General features: G+C 47.6%; 11 protein-coding genes. 6 read left to right on the top strand and 5 right to left on the bottom strand.

The window, feature by feature from the left end:
• Positions 1 to 25: 25 nt before the first annotated feature.
• Together MAMP_RS00630 and MAMP_RS00625 are read right to left on the bottom strand one after the other, a co-directional pair.
• On the bottom strand, positions 26 to 1,099 hold the full coding sequence (locus MAMP_RS00630; protein WP_007144022.1) for an ATP-binding protein: 1,074 nt from the start codon (positions 1,097 to 1,099) through the stop codon (positions 26 to 28).
• Positions 1,096 to 1,869 carry a response regulator gene (locus MAMP_RS00625; protein ID WP_007144021.1) on the bottom strand — a complete coding sequence of 258 codons (774 nt, stop codon included), beginning with the start codon at positions 1,867 to 1,869 and terminating at the stop codon, positions 1,096 to 1,098. The genes MAMP_RS00630 and MAMP_RS00625 overlap by 4 nt, the downstream gene beginning before the upstream one ends.
• Positions 1,870 to 1,986: 117 nt before the next feature.
• On the opposite strand from MAMP_RS00625, the gene MAMP_RS00620 reads away from it, so the two are divergent.
• On the top strand, positions 1,987 to 3,141 hold the full coding sequence (locus MAMP_RS00620; protein ID WP_007144020.1) for an efflux RND transporter periplasmic adaptor subunit: 1,155 nt from the start codon (positions 1,987 to 1,989) through the stop codon (positions 3,139 to 3,141).
• 16 nt (positions 3,142 to 3,157) lie between these two features.
• Complete coding sequence (locus tag MAMP_RS00615; RefSeq protein ID WP_007144019.1) at positions 3,158 to 6,277, top strand: multidrug efflux RND transporter permease subunit; 3,120 nt, start codon at positions 3,158 to 3,160, stop codon at positions 6,275 to 6,277.
• Positions 6,278 to 6,304: 27 nt separating this feature from the next.
• Here MAMP_RS00615 and MAMP_RS00610 read toward each other — a convergent pair whose 3' ends face one another.
• A complete protein-coding gene (locus tag MAMP_RS00610) occupies positions 6,305 to 7,207 on the bottom strand; it encodes a LysR family transcriptional regulator (RefSeq protein WP_007144018.1) in 903 nt (300 codons plus the stop codon).
• Between the two features lie 98 nt (positions 7,208 to 7,305).
• Between MAMP_RS00610 and MAMP_RS00605 the strand changes: the two genes are divergently transcribed.
• From MAMP_RS00605 to gloA, 4 genes are all read left to right on the top strand, one after another.
• Positions 7,306 to 8,100: an SDR family NAD(P)-dependent oxidoreductase gene (locus tag MAMP_RS00605; protein ID WP_007144017.1), complete on the top strand. Its 795-nt coding sequence runs from the start codon at positions 7,306 to 7,308 to the stop codon at positions 8,098 to 8,100.
• 14 nt (positions 8,101 to 8,114) lie between these two features.
• On the top strand, positions 8,115 to 9,542 hold the full coding sequence (locus MAMP_RS00600) for a DHA2 family efflux MFS transporter permease subunit (RefSeq protein WP_007144016.1): 1,428 nt from the start codon (positions 8,115 to 8,117) through the stop codon (positions 9,540 to 9,542).
• 104 nt (positions 9,543 to 9,646) lie between these two features.
• Entirely contained in the window at positions 9,647 to 10,972 is a 1,326-nt protein-coding gene (locus tag MAMP_RS00595) for an alanine/glycine:cation symporter family protein (protein WP_007144015.1), read from the top strand.
• Positions 10,973 to 11,027: 55 nt separating this feature from the next.
• Positions 11,028 to 11,582: a lactoylglutathione lyase gene (gene gloA, locus MAMP_RS00590; RefSeq protein WP_007144014.1), complete on the top strand. Its 555-nt coding sequence runs from the start codon at positions 11,028 to 11,030 to the stop codon at positions 11,580 to 11,582.
• 55 nt (positions 11,583 to 11,637) lie between these two features.
• Here the strand turns inward: gloA and MAMP_RS00585 are convergent, their stop codons facing one another.
• Entirely contained in the window at positions 11,638 to 11,817 is a 180-nt protein-coding gene (locus MAMP_RS00585) for a PLDc N-terminal domain-containing protein (RefSeq protein WP_007144013.1), read from the bottom strand.
• Between the two features lie 63 nt (positions 11,818 to 11,880).
• Positions 11,881 to 13,302, bottom strand: a complete 1,422-nt coding sequence (locus MAMP_RS00580; RefSeq protein WP_040576097.1) for an efflux transporter outer membrane subunit — start codon at positions 13,300 to 13,302, stop codon at positions 11,881 to 11,883.

The raw sequence follows: 13,302 nt of genomic DNA, 5'->3' as shown, positions 1-13,302 counted from the left end.
AGAAAAAATCTTTAATCAGTACTTTTCATTTTGTCTCTAGCTGAATGGGCCATGACAGAATGAAAATCGTGCCTCCAGCGCTAGTGGATTGGCAAATTGCATGCCCTCGATGTGCCTCAACTATCGCTTTAACAACGGCAAGACCAAGTCCACTACCGCCACTTTTTCGTGAGCGAGAAGGTTCAACACGGTGAAATGCCTCGAACACATCAGTTGCGGCCTCTGCAGGAATACCTGGGCCTTCATCTTCCACGCTCAAATAACAGCTGTCCTCTGAACTGTTAAGGCGGACTGTCAGCGCACCAGGATCGGCATGTTGACAGGCATTATCCAGCAGTGCCATCAAAGCCTGCCGTATTCGTATAACATCACAGCGAACTTTTAGTGTGGGATCAAGTTGCTGCTTTAGCGTAAATCCTCTTGCGTTCAGTGTTGAAGTAAAACTCTCTATTACTACGCTGAGTTCTTCGGCCAGCATCACCTCGTCCAGCTGTAACTCTAAGTGACCACTGTCATTGAGACTTAATACTCGTAAATCTTCTATCAGACGGTTGAGTCCTTCGACCTGTCGAAGTAATCCTTCGAAAATATCGTTATTAGGTGTGAAGACACCTTCGGCCAAACCCTGTAAACGACCGCGAAGAATGGTAACCGGTGTACGAAGTTCATGAGCAATGGCAGCATTCCAGAATTCTCGTTCCCGGGTCATATACTGTAAGCGTTCAGCCATAGCATTGAAGTCTTGCACCAGTTGTGCCGTCTCTCCCATCGCATGTTGGTCGATTTTGGCACGGGCGTTAAGTTTACCCTGGGCGACTTCACGTAAGCTGAATGCCACAGAGTTAAGTGGTGTGAGAATACGCCGTGACAAACGAATGGCGACGAACAGAGCGATCCCCAGCGCAGTGATGATTGTACAAACGATCCAGATCATCTCCACCTGGGAGGGTATCCAGGTTTCGGATATGCTGCCCGGCATATAGGCCGTGGCAACACCATAAAACACATAGGATCCGAACACTGACAGAAAAATGATGCCCATCGTCATCACGGCCAGCGACTTGATGATTTGCCGACGTAACCCCGCTGCTGATTTCATGTTTCACCACCAAAGCGATAACCTACTCCCCAGACACTGGCAGGCACACCGTGAATATCAAGCGCCTCAAGTTTTTTACGTAATTTGCTGATATGACTATCTACGGTACGTTCCTGAGAATCACCCTCAGGTAGACAGTTGATCAACAGTTCTTCACGGCTGAAAGCCCGTTTTGGTGAACGCATCAGACAGGCGAGAAGCTTGAATTCGGTCAGGGTGAGATCCAATGTCAATTGTTGCTCGTTACAGTAGATGCTGGCCTCGTGGTTATCTAAGTCGATTTGGAACTTGCCAACACGCAGCATCTTAGTCGTGGTCGGGGTACTGCTTTGTACGCGTCGCAATACTGCCTGTACACGAGCGACTACTTCAGCTGGATTGAATGGTTTCACCACATAGTCATCTGCACCCAGGCGTAAGCCCATTAACTTATCGATATCCTGATCAAGTGCTGTGAGCATGATGACCGGTGTATCACTATGAGAGCGAATTTCATTTAGTACATTCCAACCGTCCATATGTGGCATCTGTACGTCGAGTAGCAATAGATCAGGCTTGTGAGTTTGATGCATGGCCAATGCTTGTTGACCATCAGCGGCATGTTGAGTACGTAGCCCACTGCGCTGTAGATAAGCAATAAGAATATCAGCAATCTCTATTTCATCCTCTGCAATCAATACGAGTGCCGAATTTGTTGGGCTTACAGGGGAATTAAGACTGGACACGGATTGCTCCAACACTAAATTGTTGAACTGTATCACTCCCTCCATACTTTCTCCATAAAGCCTCGAATAATTCGCAATAGCAGCTCGTCATAATTCAGCCTTGTTTATCTAGCGTTTAATAGAGCGGCGTTATCAAAAGATACGTTTAGCAAGGAGTCGTTTATGTTCATCAAACCGTGGCACCTAAGCATTGTTTTAGTAGGGCTTGCCGTGTTGGTATTGTCAGGTTGTGATTCAACACAGCAGCTTGCAGAAACGCCCAATTCGGTAAAGGTATCAGTGTTGACGCCACAAGCCAGAACGTTATTAGTTACTGAAGACTTGCCAGGCCGAGTCACTGCTATTCGTAGTGCTGAGATCCGCGCTCAAGTTGGTGGTATCTTGCAACACCGTCTGTTTGAAGAGGGGGCTGAAATTAAAGCCGGCTCAGTGCTGTTTCAAATTAATCCAGCGCCATTTAAAGTCGATGTCGATATTGCAGCGGCAGCTTTACAGCATGCTGAAGCCGTGTTGGAACGAGCACGTTTGGAGGTAGACCGTCTCGTTTCTCTGACGGAGGCCGGCGGGGTCAGCCGTCAAGTTTATGATGATGCTGTTTCATTGCGAAACCAGGCTAGAGCGAATGTAGCTCAAGCTCAAGCTACCCTGGCTCGACGTAAACTGGATTTGCAATTCGCCAGTGTTGAGGCCCCTATTGATGGCCGTATTGATCAAGCGCTGGTTAGTGAGGGGGCATTAGTTTCGCCAACAGATGCCACTCCTTTGGCCAGAATCCAACAAATCAATCAAGTATACGTAGACATCCGTCTACCAGCATCAGAGTTGGAAACGATGCGTCAACTGGCTGGCACGGCAGGGTCAAACTTGGCAGTGGATATTTTGAGTAGTGATGGTAAGCCTCTCGGTATACAAGGGCATATTTTGTTTTCTGGCACAGAGGTAAATGTTGGTACCGGCGATGTGTTGTTACGTGTGTTGGTGGATAACCCTGACTATCGTCTGTTGCCCGGCCTTTACGTACAAGCACGTATCGCCAAAGCATACTATGCGGATGCTCTGAGTGTCCCCCAGCAGGCAGTGACTCGTACGGCGGGTCAAGCCAGTGTGTGGATAGTCGATGCAAATGATAAGGCAGAGCTGGTCGCCGTTGAGCTTGGTGAGCTGGTGGGACGCGATTATCGTGTCATCTCCGGCCTAAGCGCTGGTCAGTCGGTAGTCATTGAGGGCATTGAGCGCCTGAGTCCGGCTATACAGGTTGTCACACGCCCTTGGCAATCTGCTGCTGAGAGTCATCAGCTTAGTGCCAACCAACACTGAGCCAGGAGAAGTCAACATGCCCCAGTTTTTCATAAACCGCCCAGTATTTGCATGGGTGATCGCCTTGTTTATTGTATTGATCGGCGTTATTGCCATCCCGCAATTGCCTATCTCTCGCTATCCTTCTGTAGCGCCGGTCTCGGTCAGCATTTATGCGACTTATCCAGGAGCGACACCTCAGACACTTAATGATTCGGTAGTGAGCTTGATCGAGCGCGAATTGTCAGGAGTGAAAAATTTGCTGTACTTCGAGTCATCGGTAGATACCTCTGGTACTGCACAGATAACCGCTACATTTAAACCCGGTACTAATGCGGAGTTGGCCCAGGTCGATGTGCAAAACCGTATTAAAGCTGTGGAACCGCGACTGCCCCAAACTGTAAGACAGAGCGGCCTGCAGGTTGAATCGGCCTCCTCCAGTTTTTTGATGATGGTCGGTATGACCTCACCCGACGGTCAGTTCGATGAAGTTGCATTGAACGACTATCTGGCGCGGAATATTGTCGAGGAATTACGTCGAATTGCAGGGGTGGGGCGTGTGCAGTTATTTGGTGCCGAGCAGGCGATGCGCGTTTGGGTCGATCCGAATAAACTTAACGCTTATGGTCTGACAATGAATGAACTGGCTCAGGCCATTGAGCAGCAGAATGTACAGATTGCGCCAGGACGAATTGGTGATGAGCCAGCACTGCCGGGACAACGCCTGACCATGCCACTGACTGTACAGGGACAACTGACGACCCCCAAGGAGTTTGCTGCTATTGTTCTGCGTGCCAGTGCTGATGGGGCGAAGCTGGTACTGGGTGACGTGGCGCGAGTTGAGCTAGGCGCGCAGTCGTACGGTTTCTCTAATCGTGAGAATGGTGTGGCGGCAACCAGCGCGGCTATCCAATTATCACCCGGCGCAAACGCTGTGCAGACGGCTTCTGCGATACGCGAGCGTCTGGCCGAACTTGCACCGAGTCTGCCTGTTGGCATGGCCTACTCAGTGCCGTTCGATACGGCGCCTTTCGTCAAAGTTTCTATTGAGAAGGTGATCTACACCTTGTTTGAAGCTATGGCACTGGTGTTCCTGGTGATGCTCTTATTCCTGCAAAACCTGCGTTATACATTGATTCCTGCCATTGTCGCGCCTATCGCGTTACTTGGCACCTTTGCAGTGATGCTGCTTGCCGGATTTTCGATCAATTCACTCACTATGTTCGGCATGGTGCTGGCCATTGGTATTATCGTTGATGACGCCATCGTGGTGGTTGAAAATGTCGAGCGATTGATGGCGACCAAAGGGCTGTCGCCAAGGGAAGCAACCTCAAGAGCGATGAAAGAGATTACTGGTGCAGTGATTGGTATCACTCTGGTGTTAACCGCTGTGTTTATCCCTATGGCTTTTGGCAGCGGTTCAGTGGGGATTATCTACCAGCAATTCACTCTGTCGATGACCGTGTCTATTTTGTTCTCAGCGTTTCTTGCGCTGACTCTGACGCCTGCTCTTTGCGCTAATTTATTACGCCCGGTCAGTGTTGAGCACCATCACAAGCCTGGTTTTTTTGGCGCTTTCAACCGAAGCTTTGAGCGTCTGACAGCGGGCTATGGTGCACGGGTGGCGAGCATGATTGGCCATACTGGCCGGATGATGGCGTTATTTGCTGTGCTTTGTGTGGTGCTTATCGTCGCTGCCAAGCAGTTACCCTCATCTTTCCTGCCTGAGGAAGATCAGGGGTATTTCATGACCTCTATCCAGTTACCCACAGGTGCCACCAGTGAACGCACTCTGGAAGTGGTCAAGGCTTATGAGGCACACGTTGCTTCACGTCCAGCTCTGGATGCCAATCTGGTGGTATTGGGCTTTAGTTTTGCCGGTTCAGGTCCAAACGCAGCTATGGCCTTCACTATGCTTAAAGACTGGAACCAGCGTAATGGTGCTACCGCAGCTGAGGAAGCGGCTCTGGCACAGCAGGCCATGGCTGATAATATCGAGGGAACGGTAATGAGTCTGATGCCTCCGGCCATCGACGAGTTGGGTACTTCCTCTGGTTTCAGCCTGTTTTTACAGGATCGGGCACATCAAGGTGAAGCGGCCTTGTTGGAGGCACAGGCACAACTTCTGGCATTGGCAGCACAGAGCGAAGTGGTCAGCAATGTCTATCCCGATGGCTTGCCACCTGGCGAGAGCATTCGCTTGGATATCAATCGGCAAAAAGCTGAGGCAATGGGGCTGTCCTTCACTGCTGTGAGCAGTACTTTATCGGCAGCGATGGGGTCACTGTATGTGAATGACTTTCCCAATGCGGGACGTATGCAGCAAGTTATCATACAGGCTGACGCCCATGCTCGTATGCAATTGGATGATGTACTCGGCCTGCGAGTGCGTAATGTGAATGGTGGCATGGTACCACTGCGAGAAGTTGTAACGCCTATATGGGGTGAGTCGCCGCAGCAGATGATTCGCTTTCAGGGCTTTCCTTCTGTACGTATCTCAGGGGAAGCTTCGCCAGGCTTTTCCAGTGGTGCAGCGATGGTGGAGATGGAACGTTTAGTCGCACAGTTACCCAAAGGTTTTGCGATAGCCTGGTCAGGACTGTCACTGCAGGAACGGCAATCTGCCTCGCAAGCACCGATGCTGATGTTGTTATCAGGCCTGGTTGTATTTCTGGTATTGGCGGCATTGTATGAGAGCTGGTCGATTCCGCTATCGGTGATGCTGGTAGTACCGTTGGGTTTGTTGGGGGCAGTGGCGGCTGTGCTACTGCGTGACATGCCCAATGATGTGTTCTTCAAAGTCGGCATGATAACGATCATAGGTTTGTCAGCAAAGAACGCTATCCTTATTGTAGAGTTTGCTCGTCAGTTACATGCTGAAGGGCGCACATTGATAGATGCCGCTGTGACAGCAGCATGTCTGCGCCTGCGACCCATTCTAATGACTTCGCTGGCCTTCACGCTTGGTGTCGTTCCATTGATGCTTGCCAGTGGCGCCAGTGCTGAAACCCAGCATGCCATTGGCACAGGCGTGTTTGGTGGCATGCTCAGCGGTACGATATTGGCTGTGTTTTTTGTACCGGCCTTCTATGTGTTTGTTATCGGATTACAAGAACGTTTGAGCGCCTGGCGTCGCCGTTCTATGAGCGTAGGATAACCGTTTTGGTGTTGGCAACGAGGGCGGTCAGGTTTTTTCTTTATGCATATGCATTGGTTGCAAACTACTGAGTAAAAAGTCGATAAATAGCCGGATTCTTGCGGGTTGACGCTGATTTTTTAGGGTAATGATATTGATGGGGGCACTGATAACGGCTTGCTCTGGTAAGACCTGAATTAATTTGCCTGCCATCAGGTCTTCTGCCACATCCCAGTATGATTTCAGCACGATACCCATGCCTTGTAATGCCATGACATGTGCGGCCTCACCGTCATTACTGCTTATCGCTTGCTGGATATGTAAGGTGTGGCTTGGGAAAGCCCAGTTAATTTCAGTATGACGACTGATAATAATACATTGATGCTGATGCAGTTCCTCTAAGGCCTTAGGCGTGCCATATCGGGCAAGATAGTCGGGTGAGGCGCATAAGATACGCTCATTATTCAGCAAACGACGAGCAACCAGTCTTGAGTCTGGCAGTTCACCATAACGAATGGCGACATCGATACCTTCTGCAATCATATCTTCAATGCTGTCACTGAGCAGCAGCTGGATGCTAATGTCAGGGTGTCGACGTTTAAACTCAGCAATCAGTTTGACCAAGTGGCGTCGACCAAAACTGTTGGGAGAGGTAATGGTTAAAGAGCCGGAGAGTTGCTCTGACTTTTGCAAGATCGCCTCTTCCGCTTGTGCTAATTCAGCCACAATGCGTTGTGCGTAGTCATAAAGGGTTTGTCCTTCATCACTGACAGATAATCGCCGTGTACTGCGATGAATCAGTTGTACATCCAGATACTGCTCCAGCTTAGTCAGTCGTTTACTGGCTGCTGCGAGGGAGATGCCTAATTCTTGGGCGGCGGCTGTCAGGCTACCCAATGTTACAACTCTTTCAAATACTCTTAAACCCAGCAGATCATCAATACGTTTCATTGTTAACTATTTCGAAATAGTGAATTTACATTCTCTCTATTTAATCAATATTAGTGGTCGCCTACAATATAAACAGATAAATAACTAAGGAGAACACGATGAAGATCGATTTCACCGGAAAAAAAGCATTAGTGACAGCATCAACGGCTGGCATTGGTTTTGCCATTGCGTCAGGTTTAGCTGAGTCGGGAGCCGAGGTGGTGATTAATGGTCGCAGTCAGGAAACCGTTGACAAGGCGATAGCACGCATCAAAACACAACTACCTGAGGCAAAACTCATCGCTGCCGCTGCAGATTTATCCACCGCAGAGGGTTGCCAACAATTAGTCAGTAAAGTGCCTGATGTGGATATTTTAGTAAACAACGCTGGCATCTTTGGCCCAGCCGATTTTTTTGAAACTGACGATCAAACCTGGGATACCTATTGGGCTACCAATGTGATGTCAGGTATGCGTTTGTCTCGTGCCTACCTGCCTGCCATGCAAGCGAAGCAATGGGGACGTGTGGTATTTATTTCGTCAGAGTCAGGACGTAATATTCCCGACGATATGATTCATTATGGTGTCACCAAAACAGCTCAGTTATCACTTTCACGAGGTTTAGCAAAGCGTGTCGCTGGCAGTGGCGTGACGGTGAATAGTGTTTTGCCTGGGCCAACCCTTTCTGATGGTTTTAAAGCCATGATTGCCGATGAAGTGGAAAAAACAGGCAAGTCTTATGAAGACATCGGCAAAGACTTTGTGATGGCAGCCAGACCAAGTTCAATCATACAACGGCCAGCATCCGTGGAAGAGGTCGCCAATATGGTGATGTATGTTTGTTCTGAGCAAGCATCAGCGACCAGCGGTGCAGCGCTTAGAGTGGATGGTGGCGTAGTAGATGATATTGTTTAACTATCAGGCATAAAATGCATTTAGGACCCATTGAGATAAACAGACGGATTGCGATTGCTTTATTAGTGGCGGCGGCGTTTTTTATGGAAACGCTTGATGCCACGATTATTGCAACGGCTTTGCCTGTTATCGCCAAGGATTTTGATATTGCGGCAGCTCATTTGTCGGTCGGGGTCTCAGCTTATCTCGTCGCCTTAACAGTGTTTATGCCATTAAGCGGCTGGGCGGCTGATCGGTTTGGTGCGCGACGGGTCTTTTCGCTGGCGGTACTGATATTTATTTTTTCCTCAGTGTTATGTGCTTTGAGTACTGGGCTGATGAGCTTTACAGCGGCCAGGGTCTTACAAGGTTTTGGTGGCGCGATGATGGTGCCTGTTGGCCGCCTAGTGGTATTACGAGATACACCCAAAAATCAGATTGTGAAAGCGGTGGCTATTCTAACCTGGCCGGCCTTATTCGGGCCGGTATTAGGCCCTTTTTTGGGGGGCTGGATCGCAACCCACTGGAGCTGGCATTGGATTTTTCTGATTAATGTACCCATTGGTTTACTGATATTAATCGTTACCCACTGCTTAATTCAGCCTCAGGCACATCGTGTAATGCAACGAGAACCTTTTGATATCCGTGGTTTTTTAATGACCGGAACCGGCTTTGGTATTTTCATGGCCGGTGTGGAATGTTTGAGTGCAGGCAGACTGCAGGTGGCATACAGTCTCAGTTTAATCATGGTTGGTTTAGCTTTGTTGGCTTTATCAATTAAACACTTACTTGGCAGTCAATATCCATTATTTAGTTTGAAGCCTTTAGCGATTAAAACTTTCAGAATTACCGCTGTGGGTGGTTCGTTTTTCCGAATAGCTGTGGCATCCGTGCCTTTCTTATTGCCGTTGATGTTCCAACTAGGGTTCGGCATGTCAGCGGTGGATGCTGGCATTTTATTACTGTGGTTATTTGTTGGTAATTTGTGCATGAAACCTGCCACCACCTGGATTATGAATACCTTTGGTTTCCGCCGGGTGCTGATAGCGAATGGACTGATGGTATCGGCTGGGTTTGTTGCTATGGCCATGTTTACAGTGAATACACCACATTGGTTAATGGTTCTGGTGTTATTTATTAGTGGCATGAATCGCTCCATGCATTTCACTGCACTTAATACTATTGGCTTTGCTGATGTGGGTGAACAGCAAATGCGTGATGCCAGCACACTATTTTCAGTCCTGCAGCAGATGAGTCGGGGTATTGGCATCGCCTTTGCCGCTCTGGTATTGGCTTTTTCCATGTGGTTTTTACATGGAACCACACTAGTGGAAACTCAGACTGAGGACTTCCAGTTAGCCTTTTGGATCATTGCTGTCTTGGCGTTAATTTCAATTGCCGATACATTGAGTTTATCAAGAGATGCGGGTGCTTCTATTCTCAAAGCTAAAACAGTGTCTTGATCTGGTTAATGGTGCTGAAAGCGTGGTTGTTCGTAAAGTTTGACAGCAGCATGTATCTCACTTAACTTCAAATGCATTAATAACTTTTAACAGGTCAGGCATACATGGAATTTCTTTCACACTGGGTGTCGGTTTTATCCGGCTGGGTTTGGGGACCACCGATGCTCATCTTGCTGGTCGGCACCGGGCTTTATCTGACCGTGATGTTAAAGGGGCTCCAGTTTCGGGCGTTAGGCCATGCACTCAAGTTAGTATTTCATAAAGAAGATAAAGCGGATGGTGATATCAGTCATTTTGCCGCTTTAACCACTGCGCTGGCTGCAACGGTCGGAATTGGCAATATTGTTGGGGTGGCGACCGCGATTTCATTAGGTGGCCCAGGCGCCGTATTTTGGATGTGGGTGACAGGGCTGGTCGGCATGGCGACCAAATATGCAGAAGCCATGTTGGCGGTGAAATACCGTGAAGAGGGCGAGAACGGTATGCGTGGTGGCCCGATGTATTACATATCAAAAGGCGTAGGTTTACCGTGGCTAGGCAGTTTATTTGCTGTTTTCACTGTCGGTGCCGCGTTTGGTATTGGTAATATGACCCAGGCCAATTCCGCAGCTGCAGCCGTACAGCAGGTATTTGGCATCGAAACCAGTACCACGGGTTTTGTACTGATGGTTTTAACGGGGCTGGTATTAATTGGCGGAATTCGTTCAATCGGACGATTCACTTCAATGTTAGTGCCTTTTATGATTGTGGCCTATTTAGGTGCGGCACTGATTGTGATTGGTATCAATATAGATGAAGTGCCAGCAGCCTTTCATTTAATTTTCTGGCACGCCTTCAACCCGATTGCGGCGGGTGGTGGCTTTGCTGGTGCCGCAGTGGCGGCGGCGATTCGCTATGGTGTCGCTCGTGGTGTGTTTTCTAACGAATCAGGCTTAGGTTCTGCGCCAATTGCTGCCGCTGCGGCCCGGACCAATGATCCGGTGAAACAAGCACTGGTGTCTATGACTCAGACATTTATTGATACCCTGGTGGTGTGTACAGCAACAGCGTTGGTGATCTTAACGGCCACGGCCTGGCAGGACGGGGTGAAAGCCAATATCTTAACCAGTATCAGTTTTGCCGAAACATTAGGGCCAACCGGCACTTATATTGTTGCGATAGCCACGGCTTTATTTGCCTTTTCCACCTTAATAGGTTGGAGCTATTACGGTGAAAAAGCACTGGAATATTTATTGGGTGAGAAAGCCATCATCGTATTTCGTATTGTGTTTGTTGCCGCAGTCATTGTTGGCGCAACCCGCGAGCTGAAATTTGTCTGGGACTTTTCTGATTTGATGAATGGCTTGATGGCCATTCCTAATCTCATTGGTATTTTACTGCTTTCGAAAGTAGTGAAAGAGGAAAGTCAGCGTTATTTTAATACCAAGTGAACCATCATCATAAGAATGGTCATAACACTATCTGTTTTATATAAAGGAGAGAACAATGAGTCGTCATTTTGACAATGCTGAAGGCTTGAGCGAGACACATGATCCTGCTACCCATGATTTTGTATTTAATCAAACCATGTTCCGGATTAAAGATCCCAAACGAACTCTGGCTTTTTACACTGAAGTGATGGGTATGACTTTAGTTAAACGGTTTGATTTTCCAGAGATGAAGTTCACGCTTTACTTTATGGCCGCTTTATCGCCCGAACAAGTGAAAATGATTTCAACGGATAATGATGAACGTATCAAACAAACGTTTGCCATGCCTGCGATGTTGGAACTGACACATAACTGGGGTGATGAAGATAATGATGAGGTCAGTTATCACAATGGCAATAGTGATCCTCGTGGCTTTGGTCATATCGGCTTTGCGGTACCGGATATTGATGCGGCATGTGAGCGGTTTGAATCATTTGGCGTGCCGTTTGTGAAGAAACCGAATGATGGCAAAATGAAAGGCATTGCCTTTATTCAAGATCCGGATGGTTACTGGATTGAAATTTTCACGCCTGAACGTCAGCCAGAATTACTAAAAGATCACTTAGGTTAAATGAAAGCATTAAAAAAGGGGCGTTAAGCCCCTTTTTTTTGCGTGGCTGGTTAGACTAGCTTTTAGGTCCAAGCAGGAACCAAATCAGCAGACCTAATACAGGAAATAGCAGAAGGATAAGTATCCATAATATCTTAGCGCCACCACCAGCAGGGCTATTGGCAACCTTAATAATGGCCCAGATAACAATGATTAACCAAATCAGACCTAATATGCCGCCCACTTGTAAATCCATTTTTCTCTCCTTAATTTCAACAAATATAAGTCAGCTTAAATTAAGCTGATGACGGATACAAAATTATTTCTGTTGTGGCGAAGGCGATGGTGTTTCTTCATACAGGCCACCACCCAATGCTTTGTATAGCGTTAATTGATTACGAAGTCTGAGCAGTCGGGTATCAATCTGATTTAATTCACTGTTGATAGAACTACGCTGAGCATCCAATACATCCAGGTAACTATCTATACCAGCGTTGAAACGATATTGAGCTAATTCCAGACTGCGTTTGGTGGATGCCGTTAGATCATTCTGCGCTTGCAATTGTGCATCTAAGGTATAACGCGCTTCCATCTCATCACGCACTTCCTTAAATGCTTCCTGAATCACTTGTTGATACTGAGCGATATTAATGTCTTTTTGTAACTCTGCCACATTCAGGTTGGCTTGATTTACACCCCAATCAAGTAATGGCAGGGTAAATTGCGGTGCGATAGACCATTGACGGCTTGATGCCTCCCCTAATTGACCAAAGCTTGTACCGCCAAAACCGAGTGAGGTGGTCAGACTGATACGCGGGAAGAATGCGGCTCTGGCTGCACCAATATCAGCATTTGCAGACTTAATATTGTACTCAGCCTGCATCACATCAGGACGTTTTAACAACACATCAGAAGTCAGATTAGCAGGAATATCACGCAGTGTTTTTATTTCATACCAGTCTTTTTTCCATTCATCCTTATCCAAGCTTTGGCCCACTAAGAGCTGTAAGTTGGTGAAGTTCTGATTTGCTTGTTGCTGGTACTGCGCTTCCAGAACACGTGCTTCGTGCAGAGCTGTTTCAGCTTGTCTGACATCCAGTTCAGAAGCTAAGCCACTTTTGAAGCGTTTTTCAATCAGTTGATAACTTTCAGCACGTGCTTCCCGTGTTTCCGATGATAATTGATGTTGTGCATCACTCGCTAACCAACTAAACCAGGCATCAGCTACTTGGGCAATCAGGGTCAGTTGCATGCTGTCGCGTGATGATTTAGAAGCCAGGAACTGTTGTAATGCAGACTCTGACAGGCTATCTATTCGTCCAAAGAAATCGAGTTCCCAAGCAGATACACCTAGCCCTACACTATAAGTATCAGTAATGCCACTTCGGCCTGTACCAGTTAATGACTCTGGGGTGCGTTGACGTGTCACCGAGCCTTCTGCATTAACAGTGGGTAATTTGGCGGCTTTTTGAATACGAAATTGTTCACGTAATTGTTCGACCGTCAGCGATGAAACTCTAAGATCCTGGTTATTGGCTAACGCAATGCTGATCAATTGATCCAATTTCGGATCAAGATAAAAATCTTTCCAGCCGAGTTCAGCCACATCGGTTGAACTCTCGACTGATTGATTAGCAATGGCAATATTCGGCTCAGGTCTTTGATAATCTGGCATCAAAGAACATGCTGATATCGTTAATATCGCCGTTATAGCAACAGATAGTTTAAGAGGTTTTATCAT

It is taken from the genome of Methylophaga thalassica MP (assembly GCF_000214595.1).
In the GTDB taxonomy this organism is placed as follows: domain Bacteria; phylum Pseudomonadota; class Gammaproteobacteria; order Nitrosococcales; family Methylophagaceae; genus Methylophaga; species Methylophaga thalassica.
This window is presented reverse-complemented; position numbering and strand designations above follow the sequence as displayed.

Coding starts and splice junctions, on each gene's coding strand:
- MAMP_RS00630 (WP_007144022.1), bottom strand. CDS start 1,099: ATGAAATCAGCAGCGGGGTTACGTCGGCAAATCATCAAGTCGCTGGCC.
- MAMP_RS00625 (WP_007144021.1), bottom strand. CDS start 1,869: ATGGAGGGAGTGATACAGTTCAACAATTTAGTGTTGGAGCAATCCGTG.
- MAMP_RS00620 (WP_007144020.1), top strand. CDS start 1,987: ATGTTCATCAAACCGTGGCACCTAAGCATTGTTTTAGTAGGGCTTGCC.
- MAMP_RS00615 (WP_007144019.1), top strand. CDS start 3,158: ATGCCCCAGTTTTTCATAAACCGCCCAGTATTTGCATGGGTGATCGCC.
- MAMP_RS00610 (WP_007144018.1), bottom strand. CDS start 7,207: ATGAAACGTATTGATGATCTGCTGGGTTTAAGAGTATTTGAAAGAGTT.
- MAMP_RS00605 (WP_007144017.1), top strand. CDS start 7,306: ATGAAGATCGATTTCACCGGAAAAAAAGCATTAGTGACAGCATCAACG.
- MAMP_RS00600 (WP_007144016.1), top strand. CDS start 8,115: ATGCATTTAGGACCCATTGAGATAAACAGACGGATTGCGATTGCTTTA.
- MAMP_RS00595 (WP_007144015.1), top strand. CDS start 9,647: ATGGAATTTCTTTCACACTGGGTGTCGGTTTTATCCGGCTGGGTTTGG.
- gloA (WP_007144014.1), top strand. CDS start 11,028: ATGAGTCGTCATTTTGACAATGCTGAAGGCTTGAGCGAGACACATGAT.
- MAMP_RS00585 (WP_007144013.1), bottom strand. CDS start 11,817: ATGGATTTACAAGTGGGCGGCATATTAGGTCTGATTTGGTTAATCATT.
- MAMP_RS00580 (WP_040576097.1), bottom strand. CDS start 13,302: ATGATAAAACCTCTTAAACTATCTGTTGCTATAACGGCGATATTAACG.